We start from the raw sequence: 25,490 nt of genomic DNA, 5'->3' as shown, positions 1-25,490 counted from the left end.
TTGCACAATCTCCCGCCGTTTGTCCGGTGAAATGGTCGGAAACCGCGAGCGGTGTCGCTCGTTTCGCTTGGAATCCCGACATACGCCGGTTACAGCGGATGGCAATGGTCGTTGGCCGAGGGGCGGCGAAAAGCGACAGCGCAGCGTGGGGATTCATGGCAGACGCAGTCACCGCCTTCGATAAATGGCGCGCCTTCGGCGTGCATCTTTTGACCGCCAGCGGTGCCTTCCTCGCGTTCATGTCGGTCATTGCAGCGGCGGAGCAGCGCTGGGTGGCGATGTTCGGCTGGTTGGGATTCGCGCTGTTCGTCGACGGTATCGATGGCCCACTGGCCCGCCGGATCGAGATCAAGCGGGTTTTACCAAACTGGTCGGGGGATCTCCTCGATTCGATCATCGACTATGCGACCTTCGTGATGATTCCGGCCGTCGCGCTCTATCTATCGGGCATGATCGGCCGGCCATGGTCGTTCGTCGCCGCGGCGCTGATCGTCATCTCGAGCGCGATCTATTATGCCGATCTCCGCATGAAGACGAAGGACAATTTCTTTCGCGGATTTCCGGTCGCCTGGAACATGGTCGTCTTCACGTTTTTCGCCATTCAGCCGAACGAGTGGACCGCATTCGCATTCGTGGTCTTCTGCTCCGCGGCGACGTTCCTGCCGATCAAGTTCCTGCATCCGGTGCGCGTCGAGCGGTTGCGTCCTGTCAATCTCGGCGTTTTCGCGATCTGGTCCGTTCTGGGGCTCGCCGCGCTGTTTTCCGACTTCGCGCCGCTGTGGTGGATCAAATGGGGACTTGTCGCCTCCGGCCTCTATCTGTTCGCCATCGGTGGCGTCCTCCAGATGGTCGACCGCATGCGGGGCGTTTCGCACGATTAGCGCGGAATGAGGACGAGTGGGAACCGGTTTTCCGCCCGCATTCCGCGCTGACTTTATGGACTCGATGGCGACGAAACCGGATCGAAGGTTTCGATTTCATCGTGATCTGGGAATAACGGGAGTGAAAGCATGAGCAAGGCAATTGTCGTTCACGAAGTGGGTGGCCCGGAGGTCCTGAAGTGGGAGGATCACGATCCGGGTCGGCCGGGTCCCGGCCAGATCCTGGTCGATCAGAAGGCAGCCGGCCTCAACTTCATCGACGTCTATTTCCGCACCGGCGTCTACAAGTCACCGACGATGCCCTTCGTTCTCGGCAAGGAGGGTGCGGGCGTCGTCTCCGAAGTCGGGGAGGGGGTCGACCGCTTCCAGGTGGGTGACCGCGTCGCCTATAACGGCGTCACCGGCAGCTATGCCGAGCGGCTCGTGACCGAGGCGGACAAGGCCGTGAAGCTGCCCGACTCGATCGACTTCAAGACCGCCGCGGCGATCATGCTGAAGGGCATGACGGCGGAGTATCTTCTGCGGCGGACCTTCAAGGTAGGGCCGGACACGGTCCTTCTGTTCCACGCCGCAGCCGGCGGCGTCGGCCTGATCGCCGGACAATGGGCCAAGCATCTCGGCGCGACCGTCATCGGAACCGCCGGCACGCCGGAAAAATGCAAGCTGGCCCGCGAGAACGGCTGCGACCATGTGATCAACTACCGCGAGGAGGATTTCGTCGAGCGGGTGAGTTATATCACCGACGGACGGAAATGCGACGTCGTCTACGATTCGGTCGGCAAGGACACCTTTCCGGGCAGCCTCGATTGCCTGAAGAATCGCGGCCTGTGGGTCGCCTTCGGCCAGTCCTCAGGCAAGCTGCCCGATATCGACCTCGGCATTCTCAACCAGAAGGGCTCGCTCTACGCGACCCGGCCGAGCCTGTTCGGCTACAACACCAATCGCGAGGAACTCGACGCCTCGGCCAAGGCACTGTTCGACGTCATCGAATCGGGCGCCGTGAAGATCACCATCGGTCAGACCTATCCGGTTTCGGAAGCGGCCCAGGCGCACCGCGATCTCGAGGCGCGGAAAACCACCGGCGCGACCGTCTTGACGATCTAGCTGTTTGCTTCCGGACCGAGGACGCCGTCGCGTGGGAATTGCGGCGGCGCTACTTCGGTGCAAACGCCTTGCATACGACGCAACGGGGGTCGCCAAAACTGAATCCCCGCGCGCTGGAGCGATCCGATGTTCGACCTCATCGTCACCAACGCCAATTTGCCCGATGGCCGCACCGGGATCGACATCGCGGTCCGCGACGGCCGGATCGCCGCCGTCGAACGCGGCATCGGTGCTGAAGCCGCCGAGACGATCGATGCCTCCAATCGCTTGATCTCGCCACCCTTCGTCGATCCGCATTTCCACATGGACGCGACACTGTCGCTGGGTCTGCCCCGGATGAACCAATCCGGAACGCTGCTGGAAGGCATCGCGCTGTGGGGCGAGTTGAAGCCGCTCCTGACCCGCGGGGCTCTGGTCGAGCGGGCGCTGTGCTACTGCGATCTCGCCGTTGCGCAAGGCCTGCTCGCGATCCGCAGCCACGTCGACGTCAGCGATCCGCGCCTCGTCACCGTCGAAGCGCTGCTTGAGGTCAGGGACCGGGTAAAACCCTATCTCGACCTGCAACTCGTGGCGTTTCCGCAGGATGGCTATCTGCGCGCTCCCGGCGCCGCCGACGCGCTCGCCCGCGCTCTGGACATGGGCGTCGATATCGTCGGCGGCATCCCGCATTTCGAGCGAACGATGACGGAGGGGGCCGCCTCGGTCGCCGCGCTCTGCCGGATCGCCGCCGAGCGAGGCCTTCCCGTCGACATGCATTGCGACGAATCCGACGACCCCCTGTCTCGCCATGTCGAGACCCTGGCGGCCGAAACCATCCGGCACGGGCTTCAGGGCCGGGTCGCCGGCTCGCATCTCACGTCCATGCATTCGATGGACAATTATTACGTCTCGAAGCTGATCCCCTTGATCTACGAAGCCGGAATGCATGTCATTCCGAACCCGCTGATCAACATCACGCTGCAGGGCCGCCATGACAGCTATCCCAGGCGCCGTGGCATGACCCGCGTGCCGGAACTGATGGCCGCCGGGATCAATGTCGCCTTCGGCCATGACTGCGTGATGGACCCCTGGTACGCGCTCGGCTCCGGCGACATGCTCGAGGTCGCGCACATGGCCATCCACGTCGGCCAGATGACCTCGCGCGAGGCGATGCGCGCCTGCTTCGACGCGGTCACCGTCAATTCCGCTCGGGTCATGGGGCTCGACGGTTATGGCCTCGCTGTCGGCAACCACGCCGATTTCCTCGTCCTGCAGGCGGCGGACCCGATCGAGGCCATCCGCCTCAAGGCGCATCGACTGGCGGTGGTGCGAAGAGGGCGGATACTCGCCCGATCGGAACCACGGGTGAGCCGATTGTTCCTCGACGGCCGCGATGCGATTGTCGATGCCGCCGCCTACGCGCCGCAAGCCGGACGCGATTCCGATTGATCACTTGATAAGCGACGATCGAAGCCCGGCAGATAGGCATGGCGGGTCGGCACTACGTCCGTTGCGATGAGTCCCGACCGTGGGGAGGTGGCGCGCCGAAGTCCGGACTTGCAAAGAGATAGTTTAACTATAAAATATCTTGTGCGACGACCCGTTCGACCCGACAGGAGAGAGCCCATGCGTATCACCGTGATCGGTGGCGGTCCTGGGGGCCTCTATTTCGCCCTCCTGACCAAGAAGCAGCAGCCGGACTGGTCGGTCGAAATCTACGAGCAGAACCGCGCCGACGACACGTTTGGCTTCGGTGTCGTGTTCTCCGACGAGACGCTGCACGAGTTCCTGTCGCGCGACCGCGAATCCTTCGATCGCATCCGCACTGAATTCGCCTATTGGGACGACGTCGCAATCCACAAGCAGGGCACCGAGATGCGCTGCGCCGGCAACGGCTTTGCCGGCATCTCACGGATGAAGCTTCTCGCCATTTTGCAGCAGCGCTGCCGGGAGGAGGGGGTGGACCTGCACTTTTCCGCGGCGGTCCGACCGGAGGAGATCGCCACCCGCTTCGCCGATTCCGACATCGTCGTCGCCGCCGATGGCGTGAACTCGCGCATTCGCGAGCATTTTCGTGAGGCCTTCCAGCCCGAGGTGACGATCAAGTCGAACCGCTTCTGCTGGATGGGCTCGACCCGGCCGATGGACGAGTTCAACTATTTCTTCCGCGAAACCGAGCACGGCATCGTCTGCGCCCATTGCTACCAGTACGAGCCGGGTCGCTCGACCTGGGTGTTCGAGATGGATGAGGCCTGCTTTCAGGGCCTCGGCTTCTCGGAGACCGACGAGGAGGATTCACGCGCCAGGCTCGAAGCGCTGTACGAGGAAGAGCTGGAGGGGCACGGTCTGCTGCTCAACCGCTCGCAATGGCGCCGGTTTCCCCGCATTTTTTGCCATCGCTGGTCGCACGGGAACATCGTGCTTCTGGGCGATGCCAAGGCCTCGGCGCATTTTTCCATCGGCTCGGGCACCAAGCTCGCCATGGAATGCGCGATCTCGCTATCCCACGCGGTCGTCGAACACGGCGAGACGAGCGTCGAAGACGCCTTTGCGGCCTATGACGCGGAGCGGCGCACGCCCTGCCAGATCATCCAGCACAATGCCGACGTCTCGCTGGCCTGGTTCGAGCATATGAACCGCTCCTGGGAGATGAGCCCCGAGCAGTTTTCGATGGTCGTCATGTGCCGGGCGAAGTCGATCACCTACGACAATCTGATCGTCCGCGATCCGCGCTTCGTCGAGCAGGTCGATACCGCCTATTACGACCAACTCTATCGCGAGACCGGCGACGATTACCGCGACAGCCGGCCGACGCCGATGTTCACCAAATTCCGCCTCCGCGACATGGAGGTTCAGAACCGCGTGGCGATGTCGCCGATGGCGCAATATTCGGCCGACGCGGATGGCAATCCGACCGACTGGCACTTCGTCCACTACACCTCGCACGCGCTCGGCGCGCCGGGCCTTGTCTTTACCGAGATGACCTGTCCGTCGGCCGACGCGCGGATTACCCCAGGCTGCACCGGGCTGTGGACCGATCGCCACGAGGCCGAGTGGAAGCGGATCGTCGACTTTGTCCACACTAACACCGCGACCAGGATGGTGATGCAGCTCGGCCATGCCGGCCGCAAGGGCTCGACCCAGCTCGGCTGGGAGAAGATGGACCGGCCGCTGGCGGACGCGGCGAAGAACTGGCAAATCTATTCGGCCTCGCCGATTCCCTATTTCGAGGGTGTCAGCCAGGTTCCGGCGGAACTCGACCGCGACACGATGGACCGGATTAGGGACGAATTCGTCCAGGCGACGGAGCGGGCGGAGCGGGCCGGCTTCGACATGGTCGAGCTTCATTGCGCCCATGGCTACCTGCTTGCCTCATTCCTCTCGCCGCTGACCAACACGCGCGACGACAAGTATGGCGGGGCGATCGAGAACCGGCTGCGCTATCCGTTGGAGGTGTTCGAGGCGATGCGCGCGGTGTGGCCCGCGAAGAAGCCGATGTCGGTGCGCATCTCGGCGACCGACTGGCAAGAGGGGGGTATCGACGAAGCCGACAGCGTCGCAATCTCCAAAGCCTTCGCCGAGGTCGGCTGCGACCTCATCGACGTTTCAGCCGGGCAGACGGTCGCCGACCAGACTCCGATCTATGGCCGGATGTTCCAGGTGCAGTTCGCCGAGGCGATCCGCAACGTGGCGAAGCTGGCGGTGATGGTCGTCGGCGCGATCACCGAGCCGGCGCAGGTCAACACCATCCTGCACACGCGGCGCGCCGATCTCGTCGCGCTCGGCCGTCCGCATCTGTGGAACCCGTATTTCACCCGCGAGGCCGCCGCCTGGTACGACGCGCGCAACCAGCACTGGCCGAAGCAGTATCTTGCCGGACGTGACCAGGCGCATCGCGAACTGGCGAAAAAGCGCGAGCAGGACATTGACACCCGGCGCAAGGCCCGCCCGCGGCCGCATGATACCGGCAACGTTCAGGCGCCGCGGGATCGGCGCGAGGCGGAGGAGTAGGGGGCGGGCCGCGCGATCGACTTCAGCCGAACGCCTTGAAGGCGACCAGCGTAAACGTGTCGGCGACGCCCTCGGTCACCTGGAGACGCTCGGTGACGAAGTGGCCGATGTCCTGGTCATCGCTGAGATAGAATTTGGCGATCAGGTCGTAATGGCCGGACGTGGAGAACACCTCCGAAATTTCCTCGATGTCCTGGATGAGGCTGTCGGCGACTTTGTAGGCCATGCCGGGCTGGCATTTGAACTGGACGAAGATCGGTTTCATGAAGGCTCCTGCCGGGGCGGGCGGCGGTGGTTCGTTTGTCTGGATACGACGGTTTCAGGAGTTCGGGGCACCCGTCAAGATCGCGACGAGTTCGCTCGCCGGATCACGGAGTTCGTCGATGACATCGAAATGATGCTTTCCCGGCCGCTCGACTGCTCGCGTCAGCACGCCGAAACCATGCCAGACATTGGCGAGCAGCGCGTTCTGACGGCGAAATTCGCCCAGTTCGGCGCCACCGACGAGACAGGTGATATCGATATTCGCACGCGGCTCGAGAAGCGCCGGGCTCTCGGCGCGCGCCTCAGCGAGGTCGAGTTGGAGAATGTCGTTTATGCCGGTCGCGAGCAGCGGGCGAAGGTCGTGAACGCCGCTGATCGAAACCGTCCGATCGATGCGGTCTGCCGTGGCGCGCGCGATCGGCGCGTCGGTGCAGTGCATGCGCGAGACGAGGTGGCCGCCGGCGGAATGACCGGAGAGGCGGATCGGCCCGGGAATCTCGCCGGCGACGTGGTCGAGGAACGCGCCGATTTCGCGCGTGATCGTGCGGATCGTCGCGTCGGGGCAGAGCGTATAGCTCGGCATTGCGACCGCATAGTCGCGTTGCAGCGCCCCTTCGGCCAGATGCGACCAGAGCGATTTGTCGAAGGCTTTCCAGTAGCCGCCATGGACGAAGACGACGAGACCGAGCGGAGCACCGTCCGGGAGAAACAGATCGTATCGGTTGCGGGGCGCTGGGCCATAGGCGCGATCGAGCCGGGCGCGTCCGGCCGAGGCGAGATGCTCCCGGAAGGCCGCGGCCGCGGCCGCCCATCGTGCCGGATAGGACTGCGATCCGGCGATCGCGGCACTATTGGCATAGGCTGCGTCGAAGTCGGTCAGAGGGGCGGCATCCTGCCGCCATGAAGATTGCACCATGGCGCGTCGCGATCCCGATCAGTCCGGCACGATGGCAGTGGCTTCGATCTCGACCAGCGCCTTCGGCTCGACCAGATCGGAGACCTCGACCAGCGCCATCGCCGGGAAGTGGCGCCCCATGATCCGGCGATAGACGGGGCCGAGTTCGGCCAGCGAAGCGCGGTAGGTGGCAATGCTCCTGACATACCATGTCAGCCGGGCGATGTGCTCAGGTCCGCCACCAGCTTCCGCCACAACGGCGAGCACGTTCTTCAGCGTCTGTTCGACCTGGGCGACGAAGCTCTCGGGGAATTTCTCGCTCTCGTCCCAGCCGATCAGCCCGCCGGTCAGGACCATGTTGCCCCGTCCCATCACGCCGTTGGCATAGCCTTTTGGTGTCGGCCAACCCGCCGGTTGCAAAGCGGTGAGGCTGCCCTTGGCGGTCGGGCGATCGGATGTCGCGGCTTCACCGACGATCGGACGGGTTAGATTCACGCCATTTCTCCCTGGCTGGCTTCCCGTTCCGCCTGCTGGCGCAGTGCGAAGCGTTGCAGTTTGCCCGATTCGGTCTTTGGCAGCGCCTCGACGAAGACGATCGATCGGGGATATTTATAGGGCGCCAGGTCCTGTTTCACATGGTCCTGCAGCGCCTTGGCCAAGGCCGCATCCCCGGCTTGGCCGTCCGCCAGCAGCACATAGGCTTTCACGATACAGCCGCGATCCGTGTCCGGGGAGCCGACGACCCCGGCTTCCGCGACGGCCGGATGGGCGAGGAGCGAGGCTTCGACCTCCGGTCCGGCGATGTTGTAACCCGAGGAGACGATCATGTCGTCGTTGCGCGCCTTGAACCAGAAATAGCCGTCCGCATCCTCGACATAGGTGTCGCCGGTAATGTTCCAGCCGCTTTGGACATACGCCGCCTGACGGTTGTCGGCGAGGTAGCGGCAGCCGATCGGACCGCGCATGGCGAGGTGTCCGGGCGTGCCGGTCGGGCAGCGCTTGCCGTCTGCGTCGATCACCCGCGCTTCGTAGCCCGGTACCGGTCGGCCGGTGGCGCCCGGCCGGATCTCGTCTTCGCGCGCGGCAATGAAGATATGCAGCATCTCGGTCGCGCCGATCCCGTCCATCAGCTTGAGGCCGGTCGCCTCAAGCCAAGCCTCATAGGTTGGAGGCGGCAATGTCTCCCCAGCCGAGACGCATTTGCGTAAGGAAGAGAGATCGAACTCGTCGCTCTTGGCCGCGATGGCGCGATAGGCTGTGGGCGCAGTGAAGCAGATGGTCGCGCGATAATCGCCGATCGCCTTGGCGAGATCCGGCGGTGCGGCCTTTTCGATCAGCACGGCCGCCGCACCGATCCGGAACGGGAACAGGACAAGGCCGCCGAGGCCGAAGGTGAAGGCGAGCGGTGGAGAGCCGATGAAGACGTCGTCCGCATTCGCCCGCAGCACGTCTTTCGCATAGCAGTCGCAGATGACGAGAAGGTCCCGGTGATAGTGGATCGTCGCCTTGGGAAGGCCTGTGGTTCCGGATGTGAAGCCGAGAAGGCAGGGATCGCTCGCCCGTGTCGCCGCCGGGTCGAATCGGTCGGAGACGTTTTCGAGCAGGTCTCCCAACTCTCCGCCGGCGGTCCCGGACCACGTCACGACGCGGTCGAGCACAGGCGACGCTGCGGCGGCCTTCGCCATCTCGTCGACGAGCGACGCATCGCAGAAAGCCAAGCCGATCTCGGCCTTGCCGATAATCTTGACGAGTTCCTTTGCCCGCAAGAGCGGCATCGTCGCAACGACCACACCGCCGGCCTTGATGACCGCCATATACAGCGCCACCAGCGTCGGATTGTTGGCCGAGCGCAGCAGCACCCGGTTGCCGGGGACGAGGCCAAGCTTACCGACCAGCACATTGGCCATCCGATCGATCAACCGGGCAAGTTCGGCATAGGTCCAGGACACGTCCGGGCCAATCACCGCGATGCGCTCACCGCGACCCTCGGCAACGTGGCGGTCGACGAGTTCGACCGTGGCGTTCAGTTGCGCCGGGTAGCCGAGCCGGTCGAGATTGATGAAGTCCGGCATCAGGTGAGCCGGCGGCAAATTATCGAGGACGAAGGTGTCGACGTGGCACGTGTCGGTCATGGCGTCTCCTCAAGCAACTTGCGACAGGAGTTGGCGGGCGATGATGAGTTTCTGGACCTCCGTGGCGCCTTCGTAGATTCGCAGCGCGCGGATCTCGCGATAGAGCGTCTCGGGAACCGAGCCGGAACGCACCCCTTCGGCGCCGTGGATCTGCACGGCACGGTCGATGACCTCCTGGGCGTTTTCGGTCGCCACCATCTTGGCCATCGCGGCTTCGCGCGTGATCCGCGGCGCGCCGGCGTCGCGGGTCCAGGCGGCGCGGTAAACGAGGAGGGCGGAGGTATCGATGGCCGTCGCCATTTCCGCCAACGCGGTTTGGGTGAGCGGCAGATCGGCAAGCGGTCCGCCGAAAAGCTGGCGGCTGCGCGCCCGATCCAGTGTAACGTCGAGGGCGCGGCGAGCAAAGCCGAGCGCGGCGGCGCCGACGGTGGAGCGGAACACATCGAGCGTCGCCATGGCGATCTTGAAGCCGTCACCGCCATTGCCGATGCGGTTCGTCGTTGGGATACAGCAGTCGTCGAATGTCAGGCGTGCCAGCGGATGCGGCGCGATGGTCTCTAGCCGCTCGGCGATCACGAGGCCCGGCGTGTCGGCCGGCACGAAAAACGCCGACAGCCCCTTCGCGCCTGGTGCTTCGCCGGTCCGCGCGAAGACCACGTAATGATCGGCGATGCCGCCATTGGAAATCCAGATCTTCTCGCCATCGAGCCGGATCATGTCGTTGCCGGCGGGCGTGGCCTTCAGCGCGATCTGGGCAACGTCCGACCCCGCCTCGGGCTCGGTCAGGGCGAAGGCGGCGATGGTCTCGCCGGCGCGAACGCCCGGCAGAACGCGCCGCTTCAGCGCGTCGGACCCGGAGAGGGTCAGGGCGCCCGTACCGAGGCCCTGCATGGCGAAGGCGAAATCGGCCAAGCCGTCGTGACGCGCAAAAGTCTCGCGCAGGATGCACAGGCTGCGGACGTCGAAACGAACGTCCTCCGGCGCGGCATGAGCGAGAAAGCCGGCCGCGCCCATCGCCTCGACCAGCCGGCGACAACTGCCGTCGATGTCATGATGATCGGCGAGAGCGGCGATATTGTCGGCCGCCCAGCGCTCGGCTTCGTCCGCCAGCCGGCGGTGACGCTCCTCGAAGAACGGCCAGGCGAGGAAGCTCTTGTCCGCCATCGGCTCAGTTTCCCTCGAAGACTGGCTGACGCTTTTCGGCGAAGGCCTCGAAGGCGCGGCGGAAGTCTCCGGTCTTCATGCACAGCGCTTGGGCGATCGCCTCGGCGTCGATGGCCTCGTCGACACCCATCGCCCATTCCATCTGCAGCATCCGCTTGGTGATCGAATTGGCGTAGGTGGGCCCTTCGGTCAGCGCCTTAGCCATCTCCATGGCGGCATCGAGCGCGCCACCCTTGTCGGTGAGGCGGTTGAAGAATCCCCAGCGCTCGCCCTCTTCGGCCGTCATGAAGCGGCCGGTGTAGAGCAATTCCGAGGCGCGGCCTTGGCCCACGATGCGTGGTAGGATCGCACAGGCGCCCATATCGCACCCGGCAAGTCCGACGCGGTTGAACAGGAACGCGACTTTCGCACCTGCCGCTCCGACGCGCATATCAGACGCCATGGCCATGATCGCGCCAGCACCCGCGCACACGCCCTCGATCGCGCTGATCACCGGCTGCGGACAGGCCCGCATCTCCTTGACCAGATCGCCGGTCATCGTTGTGAAGGCATGGAGCTGAGAGGCACTCATTTTGGTCAGCGGCTCGATGATCTCGAAAACGTCGCCGCCGCTGGAGAAATTCCCGCCGGCGCCGGTGAGCACGACGGCGGTCACTGTGTCGTCGAAGCGCAGCGCGTGGAAGGTGTCGCGCAGCTCGGCGTAGCTCTCGAAGGTCAGCGGGTTTTTCCGCTCCGGCCGGTTCAACATCACGGTCGCGATCCCGCCATCGATCGATAATCGAAAATGCTCCGGCGCGAAATCGGCGAGCGGCGCGGCGATGGCGTTCTGGTACTTCATGACTTCTCTCCGCGGACGGTCGGCGTCCGTGCGCTATTGCTGGCCTTGCGCACGGAGGCCTTGAGATCGCCCAACTGGTTCCAGAGCGCCTCCTGCTCGGCCGGAGCAAGTTCCCCGAGCATCTCGGCGATCCAGTTGCCGTGCGCCTCCGCCATCGTCGCGAAAACCGATCGCCCCTTGGCTGTCAGGCGGACACGGACCGCACGGCGATCGATCTCGGAGACCTGACGTTCGATGAGATCTTCCTGGACGAGACGATCGACCAGCCCCGTCACATTGCCGTTGGAGACCATCATCCGGCGGGACAGCTCGCCCAAGAGAATGCCGTCCGGCGAACGCTCGAGCTGCGCCATCAGATCGAAGCGCGGAAGCGTGGTGTCGAACTCCTCGCGCAGCCGTTTGCGGATCTTGGCCTCGACCAAATTGGCGCAGGTCAGCAAGCGCAGCCAAAGCCGCAATTCGGCGCGGTGGTGTAGCGGACTTTCGCGCACCTTGGATTCGGCATCGATCGGGTCGACCGTCTCGCGTCGGGCGTTGCTCACAGCTCACCTCCCGCGACCGCAATCGCCTGGCCGGTGATTGCCGAGGCGCCGGCGCCAGCCAGCCAATGCACGCAGTCCGCCACCTCGTCGGGACGGATGAGCCGCCCGAGAGGATTGGCGCCGGTGAATTCGGCGAGAAGGTCGGCGCGCGCGCGCCCGGTCTTCTGCTCCAGCCGATCGAGCGACCCCGACACGAGGTCGGTGTCCGTGTAGCCCGGACAGACGGCGTTGACGGTTATGCCCGTCGGCGCGAGTTCCAGCGCCAGCGCCCTGGTGAGCCCGACAACAGCGTGTTTGGCGGCGCAATAAGCCCCGACATAGGAATAGCCCTTGAGCCCGGCGGTCGAGGCAATCGTGACGATCCGGCCGAAGCCGCGCTCCTTCATGGCCGGTAGTACCGAGCGTATGGCGGTCAGCACCGGCTCGACATTCAGCGCCATCATCCGGCGTAGCTGGTCGACATCGAGCCGGGAGACCGGTGCGGTCTCGGCCCCGCCGGCGTTATTGACCAGGATGTTGATGGGGCCAGAGCGTGTGGCGGCGGTGTCGAGCGCCTCTTCCAAGGCGGTGGCGTTGGTGACGTCCGCCGCGACCGCGGCCGCGGCTCCAAGTTCGGCGCGGACCTGTTCGGCGCCATCTTGAGAGCGTGCGAGCACTGTCACCGTATCGCCAGAAGCGACAAAGCGCTCGGCGATCGCCCGCCCGATGCCGCGGGAGGCGCCGGTAACGAGGATATGTCGGGGCCGTCGTTCGATGGTCACGGGATCATCCTGCATCCGGAAACTATTTTAACATTAAACTAATAAATCGGACTTGCAATCGGCATCCTGCATGGCCCGTCCTGTCACGGGACAACACGTCTCAGGCGTTGGCGGCTCTGCGCTCCGCCTGACCGCCTGGTTGAGCGGCGAAGCCGGCTTTTCCCGCATAGCCGCTGACGATTGCCTGGCGTTCGGCGCGGCTCAGCACGGAATCGACCTGATCGAAGCCACCGGGCGCCAGCTTCTCGACTTCGTCGATGACCCGCTCGGGGCCGCCCTTGCGGTTGAGTCGCACCACCTCGGCGGTCGTCGGCAGCCGCTCTCGTTCGTATTCCCACAGGGCCTGGCAGGGGTGCTCGGCGCGGTGCAGGGCGTCGGCAAGGGAGCGGGCGTCGAGGATTGCCTGCGAGGCGCCATTGGAGCCGACCGGATACATCGGATGGGCCGCGTCGCCGAGTAGCGTAACCCGCCCGAAGGTCCAGCGGGGCAGGGGATCGCGGTCGCACATCGGATATTCGAAAGCCTGCGGCGTCGCCTCGACGAGCGCGGCGACATCGAAATCGGGAATGGTGAAGCGCTTGGCGTAGGGCAGCACCAGCGAGCGCAACGCCGGTCGCGACCAGCTTTCCTTCGGCGGCGGCGAGGTCTTGCCGTCGGCCATCTTGACGTTGACGACCCAGTTCATCAGCTGCTTGCCGTCGCCGAGTTCGGCGATGGGATAGAGCACGAATTTGGCGCCCATGCCGCCGCCGATCGCCATCGTCCGACCGTCGCCCCATGATGTCCACTCGGCCGCGCCGCGCCACATCAGGACGCCGTTCCAGCATGGTGCTCCCTCGTCAGGGTAGAAGTGACGCCGGCCGGCCGAATGGATGCCGTCGGCGCAAACGAGGATATCTCCCCGCACCGTCGTCCCGGCGTCGCCCTTCACCGCGTCGGTGAAATGCGCAGTCACGCCGCCTTCGTCCTGCATGAACCCGGAAAGGCTCAGCCCGGTCTTCACTGACTCCTGCCCGAGCCGCTCGATCACGGCGTCGTGGATGACCTTCTGCAGCCGTCCGCGATGGATCGAGAACTGCGGCACCGGATGGCCGGCGTCCGTGCCGCGCGGCTCGCGCCAGACCTCCTGGCCCTGGCGATTATAGTAGACCAGCTCGCGGGTGCGGATGCCGACCTTGTCGAGCGCCGGCAGCAGCCCGACCTCGGCGAGTTCCCGGATTGCATGGGGGAGGGTGTTGATGCCGACCCCCACTTCGCGAACCTCGGGAGATTGCTCGTAGACCTCGGCCCGAATGCCGCGCTTGTGCAGCATCAGCGCGGTGGTCAGACCGCCGATGCCGGCCCCGACGATGATCACTTTCATGGTCTGTCCTCCAGTCCTGGGGCCGTGTGGATCACTCGGCATCTGGCGGCGGCAGGAAATCCACCTCGTGCTTGGCGGAGATGGCGACGACCTCGGCCGGATCGGCCGCCGGCCCCAGATTGTGTAGCGCCCAGAAGAGATCGTAGAGCCGACGCGCCGGCGAAACCCAGAACAGACACTTCACGTCGGCATCGCTGCGATTGAAGATACCGTGCGGTATGCCGCGTGGCAGGCGGATTGTATCGCCCGGTTGAGCGAAGGTTTCCTGGCCGTCGAGGACCAGGTCCAACCGACCCTGAAACATGTAGATGAACTCGTCCTGGGTCGGATGGATGTGCGGCGGCACGAAGGTGCCGGCGGGAAACGTCGCGTGCCAGGACAGCGAACTCTCGCAGTGGTGTTTCGGGATGTAGGTCTGGCCAAGGATGTTCCAGCGGATGCCGTCGATGCCTTCGTCGGCCTTGGTCACCCCGGCGGTCATGATCGTCATCGAATATCTCCCTTCGACGTTGCGAGTTGGTCAGTGTCAAACATGCAGAAACCGGTCCTTGATCTCCGGCGTCGACCTGAGTTCATCCGTCGTTCCGGTCCAGGCGACGCGGCCCTTCTCGATGACGACGTGTCGGTCGGCAAAACGGGCGAGCGCGTCGACGTTCTTGTCGATGACGAGGATCGCCGCCCCGGCATCCTTGATGGCGGCGAGGCAGGTCCAGATCTCCTCGCGAATGAGCGGGGCGAGACCTTCGGTGGCCTCGTCGAGAACGACGAGGCGGGGATTGGTCATCAGCGCGCGGCCGATCGCCAGCATCTGCTGTTCGCCCCCGGACAGCTGGTTGCCCATATTGTGCCGGCGTTCCTGAAGGCGTGGGAACAGCCGGTAAATTTTGGTCAGCGTCCATTGGGCGGGCCCCGTGCCGGCGCGATGGGTCGCCACGAGGTTCTCTTCGACCGACAGCGTCGGAAAGATCTGTCGGCCTTCCGGCACCAGGCCAAGGCCGTGCTTGGCGATGACGTGGGGCGGGCGCCCGGTGACGTCGTCGCCGTCGATGAGAATTCGGCCGCCGCGCGGCTTCAAGAGCCCGAACAGGGATCTGACGGTCGTGGTCTTGCCCATGCCGTTGCGGCCGAGCAGCGTGACGACCTCGCCCGCCGCGACGGTGAGATCGATCCCGAACAGGATGCGGGAGTCGCCATAGCCGCTTTCCAGCCCTTCGATCGCCAACATCAGGCGGCCTCCTCTTCGCCGAGGTAGGCACTGCGCACTTCGGGGTCCAGGCGCACCTCCTCCGGGGTGCCGGTGGCGATCAGCCGCCCATAGACGAGAACGCTCACCCGGTCGGCGAGAGCGAACACCGCCTCCATGTCGTGTTCGACGAGAACGACGGTGTGCGTGGACTTCAGCTCCCGCATCAGCGCGACGAGCACGGCGGACTCCTCGTGGCCAGTGCCCGCGAGCGGTTCATCGAGCAGAAGCAGCTGCGCGCCCGTAGCGAGCGCGATTGCAATTTCGAGCTGGCGTTTTTCGCCGTGCGACAGGCTGCCGGCGCGGCGCTCCGCCCGGTCCTCCAGCCGGACGCGCGCCAGCGCCGCCAACGCCTTGTCGTTGAGCCGGGATTCGCGCGCCGCCGGCGCGAAGAAGCGGAAGCTCGAGCCCGACCGCGCCTGGACGGCCATCGCGGCGTTTTCCAGGACCGTGAAGCCATCGAGGATCGAGGTGATCTGGAAGGAGCGCGCAAGGCCGCGGTGCACCCGCTCGGCCATGCCGAGCCGGGTGATGTCTTCGCCGGCGAAGTGGACGGTGCCCGAATTGCTGCGGAGGCTTCCCGAGAGCTGATGGATCAGCGTCGTCTTGCCGGCCCCGTTCGGTCCGATGATTGCATGGAGTTCGCCGGGTGCGACATCGAGGCTGACATCATCGGTAACAGCGAGTGCGCCATAGGATTTTCTGAGATTGCGGACCTCGAGCAACGGTGTCGTCATGACCGCGCTCCCCCGGATAGACGGGAAACGAATCCGGCGATGCCGCCGCGGGTGAAGAGGACGAGGAGCACGAGGAGAATGCCGAGCCAGAGCTTCCAGTGTTCGGAAAACTGCGCCAGCCAATCCTCCAGCAGCAGAAACGCGATCGCCCCGGCGATCGCGCCGACGAGGGTTCCCATGCCGCCGAAGACGACCATGACGATCAGCTCGCCCGAGCGTTGCCACGTCATGTAGGCGGGAGAGACGAACTCGGCCTGATTGGCGAGGAAGACGCCAGCGACGCCGGCAATCGCACCCGCGATGACATAGGCGGTCAGTTGGTACGGGAACGGGGCAAAGCCGATCGCCTGCATGCGAAGCCGATTGTCGCGGGTTCCCCGCAGCACCCTGCCGAAGCGTGAGGCGACCAGCGCTCTCAGGCCGACAAAGGCGGCGACGAGGAAACCGAGCGCACCGTAGAAGAGGACGTGATCGCTCTCCAACAAGTCCGTACCGAACAGCGTCGAGCGGTTGGCGAGGGTGATGCCATCATCGCCGCCATAGGCCGACAGCGAGACCATGAAGAAATACGCCATTTGGCCGAAGGCGAGGGTGATCATGATGAAATAGACGCCCTTGGTCCGCAACGAGATCGCCCCGGTGATCAGGGCGAAGAGCGCTGAAACCAGGATAGCGACGAGCGTCTGAAGCAAAATGTCCTCGATGCCGTTCGCCGCCAGGATCGCGACGGCATAGGCTCCGAGCCCGATGAAGGCCGCATGGCCGAAGGACACCATCGCGCCGTAGCCGAGTACGAGGTCGAGCGAGAGCGCCGCGATTGCGAAGATCGTCAGGCGGGTGGCGGTAACGAGCAGGAACGGATCGTTCAGCGCCCATGCCAGCACCGGCAGGAGCCCGAGACCGGCGAAAATCACTGCGGCCGCGACACTGGAGCCGTGACGGCCGAGGAGCGGGCGACGAACGGCTCCGACGTCGATCAGCGAATTGGAGACAGCAGCGTCCGACAGGCCCGAGGTCATTGGACGGTCCCTTTGGTCGGAAACAGCCCGGAGGGCCTGAAGAACAAGACCGCCGCCATCAGGATGTAGATCAGCATCGGCGCCAGGGTTCGGCCGGTCTGCGAAGCGGCCGACGGGTCCATCAGGCTGCGCAACAGGATCGGCCCGAAGGTGCGGCCGAGCGTGTCGACCAGACCGACGAGGATGGCTGCTACGAAAGCGCCACGGACCGACCCGACGCCGCCAATGACAATGACGACGAAGGTCAGGATCAGGACGCTGTCGCCCATGCCGGGCTCGACGGAAAGGATCGGTGCGACCATGGCGCCGGCAAAGCCCGCCAGCATTGCCCCGAGGCCGAAGACGATCATGAACAGCCGGCCGATGTCGACGCCGAGCGCCGAGACCATCGGTCCGTTGGTGGCGCCGGCCCTGAGCAGCATGCCGATCCGCGTGTGATTGACCATCAGATAAAGGCCAAGGGCAGTGACGAGACCGGAGGCGATGATCGCAACCCGGAAGAACGGATAGCGCATGTTGCCGATGAGCGGCATCGAGCCAGAAAGGATATCGGGGATCGGCACGCTCATCGGTGCCGCGCCCCAGATCATCTTCACCCCCTCATTGAGGATCAGGATGAGCCCGAAAGTAGCGAGCACCTGATCGAGGTGATCGCGGTCGTAGAGTCGCCGAAAGATCAGGAATTCCAGAACGATGCCGAAGGCGAGCGTCGCCGGAAGGGCGAGGGCCAGCCCGAGGAAGAAGTCACCGGTGAAGGCGGTGAAGGTCGCAGCCAGATAGGCGCCGACCATGTACAGAACGCCGTGCGCCAGGTTGATCAGGTCCATGACACCGAAGATCAGTGTCAGCCCGGCGGCGACGAGGAACAAGAGGATGCCGAGTTGGATCCCGTTCAGCGCCTGGAGAAGAAAGAGGTTGAACATCCGTGCCCTTCGGCGGCTCGTTCATCGCGGCAAGCGGCCATGATGCCATCCCGGCACCGCCAGTCCAGAACGGCGGCGCTCGACATCAAAATCGAACACCCGCTCGGCGCCGGCCGGGGTTTTTCGCCCGGCCGGCTTCACGAGCGGGCCGCTACTGCATCTTGCATTCGGCGGCGTAGTTGTCCTGGTAGTCGTCGAAGATCTTCTCGGCGATCTGCGTCTGGTATTTGCCGTCGTCGCGCTTGGCCACCTTGACCAGATAGAAGTCCTGGATCGGGTAGTGGTTGTTGCCGAGCTTGAAATCGCCACGCAGGGACTGGAAGTCGGCTGCCTCAAGCGCCGAACGCAAAGCATCCTTGTCGTCGAGCTTGCCGGCGGCCTTGACCGCGCTGTCAATCAGCTGCGCAGCGTCGTAGGCCTGCATGGCGTAGGTGCCTGGAACGCTGCCGTATTTTTCCTCGTAGGCGGCGACGAAGGCCTTGGACTGCTCGTTGTCCATGTCCGGCGCCCAGTTGGCGCCGCCGTAGAAGCCGACGGCCGCATCCTGCTGGGCGGGCAGGGTGGTCTCATCGACGGTGAAGGCGGACAGGAACGGAATGTTGTCGAGCCCGGCCTGCCGATACTGCTTGACGAGGTTCACGCCCATGCCGCCCGGCATGAAGGTGAAGACGGCGTCCGGCTGCTCGGCGGCGATCTGCGCGAGCTCGGCCGAGAAATCGAGCTGGCCGAGCGGCGTGTAGATCTCGTTGACCACCTCGCCCTTGTAGGAATGCTTGAAGCCGGCCAGCGAATCTTTGCCCGCTTGATAGTTCGGGGCGAGCAGGAACAGGCGCTTGTAGCCCTTGTCCTGAGCATATTTGCCGAGAACCTCGTGGACCTGATCGTTCTGGTAGGAGGTGACGAAGAAATTCTTGTTGCACTCGGCCCCGGCGAAATTCGAGGTGCCGGCATTCGGGCTGATCAGGAAGGCGCCACCGTCTGTCACCGGCTTGTTAATCGCCATCAGGATGTTGGAAAAGATCGGGCCGACGACGAAGTCGACATCGTCGCGCTCAACCAGTTCGCGCGCTTTGTTGGCGGCGATATCGGGCTTCAGCTCGTCGTCGACGGTGGTGATCTCTGTCTCCAGGCCGCCGAGCCTGCCGCCCATCTTCTCGACCGCAAGCAGGAAGCCGTCACGGCCCTGCTCTCCGAGCACCGCGGCGGGCCCGCTCAATGTGAACATCAGGCCGATCTTCAGTTTTCCGTCGTCGGCGGTCTGCGCCATCGCCGCGCCGGACAAGGTGGTCGCAGTCATAAGGGCGATAGTGGCGGTGCGGATCGAACTCATCTCTTGATCTCCATTCAAAAAGGTCGCTAACAATGGTCCGTCCCCAGCCGGAGATCGGGCCGGCGCAAGCGTTGACGATCCGCGCCGGAAATCAGTGGACATCGGAATTTCCGCCCCCACACCAAAATTAGTTTACGCATAAAATATCTGCTGGCAACAGACGCTGGTCATATTTTTTGCCCGATGAATTTTTGTGCACTGCGAAGCGCCACCGCGCTGGAATGCCGCTCCCACGGGCGTCCAACGGAAGCTCGCGAAACTTCCGGAGGGGAAACCGCGTCAACTTGACGATTATTGTCGCGGCTCTGGAAATTCATCCCGGAATCACGCTATAGTGCCACCGTCATCTCGCTGGACCTCTCAGGCCAGTGCGAGGTGGGGAGGGGTACCATGGCCATTGCGCTCGTGCTCGTTCTCGTCGCTGTCGGCTCGGTGCTGTTTCACCTTCTGAGCCCATGGTGGTGGACACCTATTGCCTCAAATTGGGGCTATATCGACACAACCATCATCGTCACTTTCTGGATTACGGGCTTCGTTTTCGTCGCCGTCGTCCTGTTCATGGCCTATTGCGTCTTTCGCTTCCGCCACAAGGAGGGATCCAGGGCCGCGTACGAGCCGGAAAATAAAAAGCTCGAGACCTGGCTCACGGCCGCGACCGCGCTGGGCGTTGCGGCGATGCTGGCGCCGGGGCTGGTGGTGTGGGGGCAATTCGTCACTGTTCCCGATGACGCGACCGAAGTCGAGGTCGTCGGCCAGCAGTGGCAGTGGAGCTTTCGCCTCCCCGGCGAGGACGGACGGTTGGGCAGATCCGACAATCGCAAGATCGGGCCGGACAACCCCTTGGGCATCGATCCCGACGATCCGGCCGGCCAGGACGACGTCGTGATTGAGGCAGCCGATTTGCATCTGCCGATCGGCAAGCCGGTCAAGATGCTGCTGCGCTCCATCGATGTGCTGCATGATTTCTACGTCCCGGAGTTCCGGGCGAAGATGGATATGGTCCCAGGCAGCGTCACCTATTTCTGGTTCACCCCGACGCGGACCGGCAGTTTCGAGATTCTTTGCGCCGAACTCTGCGGCATCGGGCATGGCTTCATGCGCGGCATCACCGTGGTCGACACGCAAGAGGATTACGTCGCCTGGCTCCAGGAGCAATCGACATTCGCGCAATTGTCGACGCCCGAGCAGGTCAGTTCGGTGGGCGAGATCAAACGGTGAGCAGGGCGGCGGCAGCGCCGAGATAAACCCCAGCAATCCGGGGCAGGACAACAGGGTGCGCCGGACGGAACAGGGAGGCAGAGCGATGGTCGATGTCACGTCAGGCGGCGGCGAAGCGATCCCGCCCGCCGAAGTCGCGGATGTCGAACTGTACCACCCGAAAAGCTGGTTGACGAAATACGTCTTTTCGCAGGACGCCAAGATCATCGCCATCCAATATTCGTCCACAGCTCTCGCCATCGGGCTCGTCGCCCTGGTGCTGTCATGGCTGATGCGGCTGCAACTCGGCTTTCCCGGCACCTTCGACTTCATCACGCCGGAAGCCTACTACCAGTTCGTCACCATGCACGGCATGATCATGGTGGTGTATCTGTTGACCGCGCTGTTCCTCGGTGGATTTGGCAACTACTTGATTCCGTTGATGGTCGGCGCGCGGGATATGGTCTTTCCCTACGCCAATATGCTGAGCTACTGGATCTATCTCCTCGCCGTGCTCGTGCTGGTCGTCAGTTTCTTCGCACCCGGCGGTCCGACCGGCGCCGGCTGGACGCTCTATCCGCCGCAGGCCATCCTCGGCGGCACGCCGGGCGGTCAGGGCGCCGGCATCATTCTGATGCTGGTCTCGCTGATCCTGTTCATCATCGGCTTCACCATGGGCGGCCTGAACTATGTCGTGACCGTCCTCCAGGGCCGCGCCAGAGGCATGACCTTGATGCGGATGCCGTTGACGGTGTGGGGCATCTTCACCGCCACGGTAATGGCTTTGTTCGCCTTTCCGGCGCTCTTCGTCGCCTCGGTGATGATGCTGTTCGACCGGGTGCTCGGCACCAGTTTCTTCATGCCCGCGCTGGTCGAGATGGGCGAGCAACTCAGCTATGGCGGCGGTAGCCCGATCCTGTTCCAGCACCTGTTCTGGTTCTTCGGTCATCCCGAGGTCTACATCGTCGCGCTGCCGGCCTTCGGCATCGTCTCCGACCTGATCTCGACGCACGCGCGCAAGAACATCTTCGGCTATCGCATGATGGTCTGGGCGATCGTCATCATCGGGGCGCTCAGCTTCGTCGTCTGGGCCCATCATATGTATGTCAGCGGCATGAACCCGTATTTCGGTTTCTTCTTCGCCACCACGACGCTGATCATCGCCGTTCCTACCGCCCTCAAAGTGTATAATTGGGTGCTGACCCTGTGGCGGGGCGACATTCATCTGACCCTGCCGATGCTGTTCGCCCTGGCCTTCATCGTCACCTTCCTGAACGGTGGCCTGACGGGACTGTTCCTGGGCAATGTGGTCGTTGACGTGCCGCTGTCCGACACGATGTTCGTGGTGGCGCATTTCCACATGGTCATGGGGGTTGCGCCGATCCTGGTGATCTTTGGGGCGATCTACCACTGGTATCCGAAGGTCACCGGGCGAATGCTGAACGAGGTGCTCGGCCAGTTCCACTTCTGGGTCACCTTCCTCGGTGCCTATCTGATCTTCTTTCCGATGCATTACGTGGGGTTGGTGGGCGTCCCGCGGCGTTATCCCGAATTGGGGGAAACAGCCTTCATTCCCGACTCGGTCCAAACCTTGAACGCCTTCATCAGCGTCATGGCCTTCATCGTCGGCTTCGCCCAGATCGTCTTCCTCTTCAACCTGATCTGGAGCATTCGCAACGGCCGGGACGCTGGCGGCAACCCTTGGCGGGCCACCACTTTGGAGTGGCAGACGCCCGAGACGCCGCCACCGCACGGCAATTGGGGCAAGCATCTGCCGGTGGTCTATCGCTGGGCCTACGATTACAGCGTTCCGAACGCCGAGCAGGATTTTCTGGCACAGAACGATCCCGGTGCCCTGGGTCTCGCCGAGGCGCCGCGATGAGCGTCATTCTGGTCTTTCTCTTGGTCATGGCCGGATTCGCCGCTTGGTGGCTGTCTCACCAACGAATGACGGCCAAACCCTGGCTCGAGCAAGGTCCGCTTGGCGGATTTGAGGGTTCCGACCGATCCACCCTTCCGACAGCCAAGATCGGATTGGGCGTTTTCCTCGCCGTCATCGGTGCTTTGTTTGCGCTGTTCGCCAGCGCCTATTTCATGCGCATGGAGCTGTCGGATTGGCGTCCATTGCCGATGCCCGGCCTATTGTGGCTCAACACCGGTGTACTGGTCCTCAGCAGCGTCGCGCTGCAATTTTCGCTGATCGCCGCTCGCAGTGACCAACGCGATCTCATGCGCCTTGGATTGATGGTCGGCGGTCTCGCCGCCGTTATTTTCCTGATCGGGCAACTCATCGCGTGGCGGCAGTTGGTTGCCGACGGATATGTTCTGGCTGGCAATCCCGCCAACAGCTTCTTCTACCTGATCACCGGATTGCATGGGCTCCACATCATTGGCGGCTTGGTCGCTCTCGGCCGGACGGCCGCGGGAGCATGGGGCAGGGATCGACCGGAGCGGCTTCGCCTCAACATCGAACTCTGCGCCATGTACTGGCACTTCCTGCTTGTCATCTGGCTGGCCGTATTCGTTCTCCTGGCAGGTTGGGCGGCTGATTTCATTGCCGTTTGCCGCCAGTTGTTGATTTAGGAGGGCCGGGCGGATGACCGAGACCATTCTGACGAACGCGAGCCGGGCACAGCACCGGCCTATAGGATGGCGGGGCGTTTTGGCGGACTGGGCCTCCGATCAACGCTCCTTCAAGGGCGTCTCTTGGGGGAAGGCCATGATGTGGATCTTCCTCGTCAGCGACACCTTTATTTTCGGAACGTTCCTCTTGTCCTACATGACCGCCCGTATGTCGACGCGAGTGCCATGGCCCAATGCGAGCGAAGTGTTCGCTCTCGAGATTGGGGGGGCGCATCTGCCGCTGATCCTGATCGCCATCATGACCTTCGTGCTGATCTCATCGAGCGGCACCATGGCGATGGCGGTCAATTGCGGCTACCAGCGCCAGCGAAAGAAGACCGCCGCCCTGTTGCTTCTTACTGCTGCGCTCGGCGCGACCTTCGTCGGTATGCAGGTCTTCGAGTGGACGAAGCTGATTTCGGAGGGCGTCCGTCCGTGGGGCAACCCCTGGGGCGCCGAGCAGTTCGGCGCGAGCTTCTTCATGATCACCGGTTTCCACGGCACCCACGTCACTTTTGGCGTGATCTTTCTGCTGATCGTCGCGCGCAAGGTCTGGCGCGGCGATTACGATACCGGGCGGCGCGGCTTTTTCACCAGCCGGAAAGGCCAGTACGAGAGCGTCGAGATCATGGGGCTCTATTGGCACTTCGTCGATCTGGTGTGGGTGTTCATCTTTGCATTTTTCTATCTCTGGTGAGGAGCGGACATGACCGACATCACAGTGGACAACCGGGGCCATCCTGAAGTGGCGGGCGATGCCCACGACCCCATTCCGGCGGAAGCGCCTGCCGCCGAAGGACATCAGCAGCATCCCATCAGACTCTATCTGGTGGTGTGGGGTAGCCTATTCGTGCTCAGCGCGTTTTCGTATCTCGTCGATTACGCCGGCCTTCAGGGCTATCTCAGATGGTCGCTGATCCTGCTGTTCATGATGCTCAAGGCGGGGCTGATCGTCGCCGTCTTCATGCACATCGCTTGGGAGCGGTTGGCATTGACCTATGCGATCCTGCTGCCGCCGCTGGCGGTGCTCGTGTTTACCGCGATGATGGTTTTTGAATCCGAGTACACGCTGCTGACGCGCATAACATTTTTCGGCGTTGGCCCGTAAGGCTCTTATCCCATTGCCGAAGACCGGCGCCTGGCGCGCCGGTCTGCTCCAGAGCACAGCTCAGCGAGGTGCGACCCGCTTCTCGGCATCGGCAACTGGCGGCACAACAGCCTTGCGGTAAAGGTGCCATGTCGCATGCCCGAGAACCGGGATGACGATCGCCAGGCCGACGAGAAGCGGTAGCGAACCGATGAGCAGGCCGGCCGCGACGATCAATCCCCACAGCATGGTTGGGACCGGGTTGGCGAGCATGACTTCCGCCGATGTTTGAATGGCCGCATAGGCACCCACGTCCCGATCGAGAAGCAGCGGAAATGCGACGACGGTGGTGCTGAGGACGACCAGGGCGAACAGCAGACCGAGGAAGTTGCCGAGGATGATCAGGGCCCACCCGCGGCCCGTCGTCAGGACGTCATAGATGAAAGCGGTGATGGAGGCTGGTTCCGCCGAACCGTAGAGCCACTGATAGAGCGCCTGCGCCGTGAAAATCCAGGCGATGAACAGACCGAGGAGCAACAGACCGACGGCAATGATCGCCGGAATGGCGGGGGAGTTGCGCACCTCGAGCGCATGCAGCCAGGACGTATCGAGACCGAGTTCCCGCCGCCGACTGATTTCGTAAAGGCCAATCGCCGCCAAGGGACCGAGGAGGGCGAAACCGGACATCAGCGGATAGATGAGCTGCAGTGCATTGCCGCCCGAGGACCAAGTGATCAGGATCAAACCCATCACCGGGTAGATCAGGCACAAAAACACGTAATGCGAGGGTTTTTCCCAGAAATCGTCGAATCCGCGACGCAGTGCATCGAAGACGTCCGCGATCTCAATCTGACGCACGACGGGACGAGCGACGGTTTTCTCGCCGCCTTCGAGAACATGAAAATTGGCCATGACCATTCCTCCTGAATCAGGTCTGGTATGGCCGCGGTTCATGGTGCTGCCGTTTTGCGTACGCAACTGGGTCACGCGAAACCGCGACCTGCACCGTTGATCAGCATACGCCCCAGCGGCAGATTTGTCGCCCCCTGCGCCATTCGAGCGGAATGATCGACCGCCAGGCCATTTCAAGTGATAATCGTCAGTCCGAGCAACGGGAGCGTTGCTGGGGCAGTCCGCCAGGGATAAGACATGCCGATGCCAGTCACGCGGTTTTGATGCGGGAGAATGACACCAAATGCTTCGACAACATCGGTCCTTATCGTCGCGCATCGTCAGAGTAGTCGGCATCGCAATGGTTTTGCTTGTCGTGCTGGCGGGCGTGCGGCTATTCGGCTCTGGCCCTTTGACCGATCGCGGCGCTTGGCCGTCCGAATTTCGAAGCAATGGCGAGCGAATTTATTTCACCGCGACCAGTGCTTCGGGCCAGCCGATCGCGCC

The 25,490-nt window shown here is 63.6% G+C and carries 25 protein-coding genes; 9 read left to right on the top strand and 16 right to left on the bottom strand.

Annotated features, from left to right (window positions below):
* Positions 1-155: 155 nt before the first annotated feature.
* The 4 genes from pcsA to VQ045_RS01085 all read left to right on the top strand — a co-directional run bounded on the left by pcsA (position 156) and on the right by VQ045_RS01085 (position 5,975).
* On the top strand, positions 156-881 hold the full coding sequence (gene pcsA / locus VQ045_RS01100) for a phosphatidylcholine synthase (protein ID WP_331828864.1): 726 nt from the start codon (positions 156-158) through the stop codon (positions 879-881).
* A gap of 129 nt (positions 882-1,010) precedes the next feature.
* Positions 1,011-1,985: a quinone oxidoreductase family protein gene (locus VQ045_RS01095; protein ID WP_331828863.1), complete on the top strand. Its 975-nt coding sequence runs from the start codon at positions 1,011-1,013 to the stop codon at positions 1,983-1,985.
* 126 nt (positions 1,986-2,111) lie between these two features.
* The gene (locus tag VQ045_RS01090) at positions 2,112-3,413 is read left to right on the top strand and encodes an amidohydrolase family protein (RefSeq protein WP_331828862.1); all 1,302 of its coding nucleotides are present in this window, start codon (positions 2,112-2,114) and stop codon (positions 3,411-3,413) included.
* Positions 3,414-3,590: 177 nt separating this feature from the next.
* The gene (locus VQ045_RS01085; RefSeq protein WP_331828861.1) at positions 3,591-5,975 is read left to right on the top strand and encodes an oxidoreductase; all 2,385 of its coding nucleotides are present in this window, start codon (positions 3,591-3,593) and stop codon (positions 5,973-5,975) included.
* Between the two features lie 22 nt (positions 5,976-5,997).
* Here VQ045_RS01085 and VQ045_RS01080 read toward each other — a convergent pair whose 3' ends face one another.
* From VQ045_RS01080 to VQ045_RS01010, 15 genes are all read right to left on the bottom strand, one after another.
* Positions 5,998-6,240, bottom strand: a complete 243-nt coding sequence (locus VQ045_RS01080; RefSeq protein ID WP_327622154.1) for an Lrp/AsnC family transcriptional regulator — start codon at positions 6,238-6,240, stop codon at positions 5,998-6,000.
* Between the two features lie 54 nt (positions 6,241-6,294).
* Positions 6,295-7,155: an alpha/beta hydrolase gene (locus tag VQ045_RS01075; RefSeq protein WP_331828860.1), complete on the bottom strand. Its 861-nt coding sequence runs from the start codon at positions 7,153-7,155 to the stop codon at positions 6,295-6,297.
* Positions 7,156-7,173: 18 nt separating this feature from the next.
* A complete protein-coding gene (locus VQ045_RS01070) occupies positions 7,174-7,611 on the bottom strand; it encodes a RidA family protein (RefSeq protein WP_327622272.1) in 438 nt (145 codons plus the stop codon).
* A gap of 14 nt (positions 7,612-7,625) precedes the next feature.
* Positions 7,626-9,266, bottom strand: coding sequence for a benzoate-CoA ligase family protein (locus tag VQ045_RS01065; protein ID WP_331828859.1), 1,641 nt, complete (start codon positions 9,264-9,266; stop codon positions 7,626-7,628).
* 9 nt (positions 9,267-9,275) lie between these two features.
* Positions 9,276-10,430 (bottom strand): acyl-CoA dehydrogenase family protein, encoded by a 1,155-nt coding sequence (locus tag VQ045_RS01060; RefSeq protein ID WP_331828858.1) that lies wholly within the window; start codon positions 10,428-10,430, stop codon positions 9,276-9,278.
* A 4-nt stretch (positions 10,431-10,434) separates the two neighbouring features.
* Positions 10,435-11,268: an enoyl-CoA hydratase family protein gene (locus VQ045_RS01055; protein ID WP_331828857.1), complete on the bottom strand. Its 834-nt coding sequence runs from the start codon at positions 11,266-11,268 to the stop codon at positions 10,435-10,437.
* Positions 11,265-11,810, bottom strand: coding sequence for a MarR family winged helix-turn-helix transcriptional regulator (locus VQ045_RS01050; RefSeq protein ID WP_331828856.1), 546 nt, complete (start codon positions 11,808-11,810; stop codon positions 11,265-11,267). The genes VQ045_RS01055 and VQ045_RS01050 overlap by 4 nt, the downstream gene beginning before the upstream one ends.
* Positions 11,807-12,565: an SDR family NAD(P)-dependent oxidoreductase gene (locus VQ045_RS01045; protein WP_442879816.1), complete on the bottom strand. Its 759-nt coding sequence runs from the start codon at positions 12,563-12,565 to the stop codon at positions 11,807-11,809. Before VQ045_RS01045 ends, VQ045_RS01050 begins: the two co-directional genes overlap by 4 nt.
* A gap of 106 nt (positions 12,566-12,671) precedes the next feature.
* Positions 12,672-13,934 carry a flavin-dependent oxidoreductase gene (locus tag VQ045_RS01040; RefSeq protein WP_327622161.1) on the bottom strand — a complete coding sequence of 421 codons (1,263 nt, stop codon included), beginning with the start codon at positions 13,932-13,934 and terminating at the stop codon, positions 12,672-12,674.
* Between the two features lie 31 nt (positions 13,935-13,965).
* A complete protein-coding gene (locus VQ045_RS01035) occupies positions 13,966-14,424 on the bottom strand; it encodes a cupin domain-containing protein (RefSeq protein ID WP_331828854.1) in 459 nt (152 codons plus the stop codon).
* A gap of 36 nt (positions 14,425-14,460) precedes the next feature.
* Positions 14,461-15,159, bottom strand: coding sequence for an ABC transporter ATP-binding protein (locus tag VQ045_RS01030; RefSeq protein WP_331828853.1), 699 nt, complete (start codon positions 15,157-15,159; stop codon positions 14,461-14,463).
* A complete protein-coding gene (locus tag VQ045_RS01025) occupies positions 15,159-15,914 on the bottom strand; it encodes an ABC transporter ATP-binding protein (protein WP_331828852.1) in 756 nt (251 codons plus the stop codon). The genes VQ045_RS01030 and VQ045_RS01025 overlap by 1 nt, the downstream gene beginning before the upstream one ends.
* Complete coding sequence (locus VQ045_RS01020; RefSeq protein WP_331828851.1) at positions 15,911-16,933, bottom strand: branched-chain amino acid ABC transporter permease; 1,023 nt, start codon at positions 16,931-16,933, stop codon at positions 15,911-15,913. Before VQ045_RS01020 ends, VQ045_RS01025 begins: the two co-directional genes overlap by 4 nt.
* Positions 16,930-17,856: a branched-chain amino acid ABC transporter permease gene (locus VQ045_RS01015; RefSeq protein WP_327622166.1), complete on the bottom strand. Its 927-nt coding sequence runs from the start codon at positions 17,854-17,856 to the stop codon at positions 16,930-16,932. Before VQ045_RS01015 ends, VQ045_RS01020 begins: the two co-directional genes overlap by 4 nt.
* 151 nt (positions 17,857-18,007) lie before the next feature.
* On the bottom strand, positions 18,008-19,186 hold the full coding sequence (locus tag VQ045_RS01010) for an ABC transporter substrate-binding protein (RefSeq protein WP_442879813.1): 1,179 nt from the start codon (positions 19,184-19,186) through the stop codon (positions 18,008-18,010).
* Positions 19,187-19,576: 390 nt separating this feature from the next.
* Between VQ045_RS01010 and VQ045_RS01005 the strand changes: the two genes are divergently transcribed.
* The 5 genes from VQ045_RS01005 to VQ045_RS00985 all read left to right on the top strand — a co-directional run bounded on the left by VQ045_RS01005 (position 19,577) and on the right by VQ045_RS00985 (position 24,113).
* Positions 19,577-20,404 carry a cytochrome c oxidase subunit II gene (locus VQ045_RS01005; RefSeq protein ID WP_331828850.1) on the top strand — a complete coding sequence of 276 codons (828 nt, stop codon included), beginning with the start codon at positions 19,577-19,579 and terminating at the stop codon, positions 20,402-20,404.
* A gap of 85 nt (positions 20,405-20,489) precedes the next feature.
* On the top strand, positions 20,490-22,265 hold the full coding sequence (gene ctaD, locus VQ045_RS01000) for a cytochrome c oxidase subunit I (RefSeq protein WP_327646096.1): 1,776 nt from the start codon (positions 20,490-20,492) through the stop codon (positions 22,263-22,265).
* Positions 22,262-22,966, top strand: a complete 705-nt coding sequence (locus tag VQ045_RS00995; RefSeq protein WP_327646094.1) for a cytochrome c oxidase subunit 3 — start codon at positions 22,262-22,264, stop codon at positions 22,964-22,966. Before ctaD ends, VQ045_RS00995 begins: the two co-directional genes overlap by 4 nt.
* Before the next feature lie 13 nt (positions 22,967-22,979).
* Positions 22,980-23,702 carry a heme-copper oxidase subunit III family protein gene (locus VQ045_RS00990; protein ID WP_327646093.1) on the top strand — a complete coding sequence of 241 codons (723 nt, stop codon included), beginning with the start codon at positions 22,980-22,982 and terminating at the stop codon, positions 23,700-23,702.
* Between the two features lie 9 nt (positions 23,703-23,711).
* On the top strand, positions 23,712-24,113 hold the full coding sequence (locus VQ045_RS00985; RefSeq protein WP_327622171.1) for a cytochrome C oxidase subunit IV family protein: 402 nt from the start codon (positions 23,712-23,714) through the stop codon (positions 24,111-24,113).
* A 60-nt stretch (positions 24,114-24,173) separates the two neighbouring features.
* Here the strand turns inward: VQ045_RS00985 and VQ045_RS00980 are convergent, their stop codons facing one another.
* Positions 24,174-25,004 (bottom strand): DUF2189 domain-containing protein, encoded by an 831-nt coding sequence (locus VQ045_RS00980; RefSeq protein WP_327622172.1) that lies wholly within the window; start codon positions 25,002-25,004, stop codon positions 24,174-24,176.
* Positions 25,005-25,490 lie beyond the last annotated feature (486 nt).

The organism is Aurantimonas sp. E1-2-R+4, from assembly GCF_036549515.1.
Classification (GTDB): Bacteria; Pseudomonadota; Alphaproteobacteria; order Rhizobiales; family Rhizobiaceae; genus Aurantimonas; species Aurantimonas coralicida_A.
Note: the sequence above shows the minus strand (reverse complement) of the source record. Positions and strands in the feature narration are given on the sequence as shown.

What these genes read in the sequence shown, in the direction of transcription:
- pcsA (WP_331828864.1), top strand. Translation starts at nt 156, where the DNA reads ATGGCAGACGCAGTCACCGCCTTCGATAAATGGCGCGCCTTCGGCGTG.
- VQ045_RS01095 (WP_331828863.1), top strand. Translation starts at nt 1,011, where the DNA reads ATGAGCAAGGCAATTGTCGTTCACGAAGTGGGTGGCCCGGAGGTCCTG.
- VQ045_RS01090 (WP_331828862.1), top strand. Translation starts at nt 2,112, where the DNA reads ATGTTCGACCTCATCGTCACCAACGCCAATTTGCCCGATGGCCGCACC.
- VQ045_RS01085 (WP_331828861.1), top strand. Translation starts at nt 3,591, where the DNA reads ATGCGTATCACCGTGATCGGTGGCGGTCCTGGGGGCCTCTATTTCGCC.
- VQ045_RS01080 (WP_327622154.1), bottom strand. Translation starts at nt 6,240, where the DNA reads ATGAAACCGATCTTCGTCCAGTTCAAATGCCAGCCCGGCATGGCCTAC.
- VQ045_RS01075 (WP_331828860.1), bottom strand. Translation starts at nt 7,155, where the DNA reads ATGGTGCAATCTTCATGGCGGCAGGATGCCGCCCCTCTGACCGACTTC.
- VQ045_RS01065 (WP_331828859.1), bottom strand. Translation starts at nt 9,266, where the DNA reads ATGACCGACACGTGCCACGTCGACACCTTCGTCCTCGATAATTTGCCG.
- VQ045_RS01060 (WP_331828858.1), bottom strand. Translation starts at nt 10,430, where the DNA reads ATGGCGGACAAGAGCTTCCTCGCCTGGCCGTTCTTCGAGGAGCGTCAC.
- VQ045_RS01055 (WP_331828857.1), bottom strand. Translation starts at nt 11,268, where the DNA reads ATGAAGTACCAGAACGCCATCGCCGCGCCGCTCGCCGATTTCGCGCCG.
- VQ045_RS01040 (WP_327622161.1), bottom strand. Translation starts at nt 13,934, where the DNA reads ATGAAAGTGATCATCGTCGGGGCCGGCATCGGCGGTCTGACCACCGCG.
- VQ045_RS01035 (WP_331828854.1), bottom strand. Translation starts at nt 14,424, where the DNA reads ATGACGATCATGACCGCCGGGGTGACCAAGGCCGACGAAGGCATCGAC.
- VQ045_RS01030 (WP_331828853.1), bottom strand. Translation starts at nt 15,159, where the DNA reads ATGTTGGCGATCGAAGGGCTGGAAAGCGGCTATGGCGACTCCCGCATC.
- VQ045_RS01025 (WP_331828852.1), bottom strand. Translation starts at nt 15,914, where the DNA reads ATGACGACACCGTTGCTCGAGGTCCGCAATCTCAGAAAATCCTATGGC.
- VQ045_RS01020 (WP_331828851.1), bottom strand. Translation starts at nt 16,933, where the DNA reads ATGACCTCGGGCCTGTCGGACGCTGCTGTCTCCAATTCGCTGATCGAC.
- VQ045_RS01015 (WP_327622166.1), bottom strand. Translation starts at nt 17,856, where the DNA reads ATGTTCAACCTCTTTCTTCTCCAGGCGCTGAACGGGATCCAACTCGGC.
- VQ045_RS01010 (WP_442879813.1), bottom strand. Translation starts at nt 19,186, where the DNA reads ATGAGTTCGATCCGCACCGCCACTATCGCCCTTATGACTGCGACCACC.
- VQ045_RS01005 (WP_331828850.1), top strand. Translation starts at nt 19,577, where the DNA reads ATGGCCATTGCGCTCGTGCTCGTTCTCGTCGCTGTCGGCTCGGTGCTG.
- ctaD (WP_327646096.1), top strand. Translation starts at nt 20,490, where the DNA reads ATGGTCGATGTCACGTCAGGCGGCGGCGAAGCGATCCCGCCCGCCGAA.
- VQ045_RS00995 (WP_327646094.1), top strand. Translation starts at nt 22,262, where the DNA reads ATGAGCGTCATTCTGGTCTTTCTCTTGGTCATGGCCGGATTCGCCGCT.
- VQ045_RS00990 (WP_327646093.1), top strand. Translation starts at nt 22,980, where the DNA reads ATGACCGAGACCATTCTGACGAACGCGAGCCGGGCACAGCACCGGCCT.
- VQ045_RS00985 (WP_327622171.1), top strand. Translation starts at nt 23,712, where the DNA reads ATGACCGACATCACAGTGGACAACCGGGGCCATCCTGAAGTGGCGGGC.
- VQ045_RS00980 (WP_327622172.1), bottom strand. Translation starts at nt 25,004, where the DNA reads ATGGCCAATTTTCATGTTCTCGAAGGCGGCGAGAAAACCGTCGCTCGT.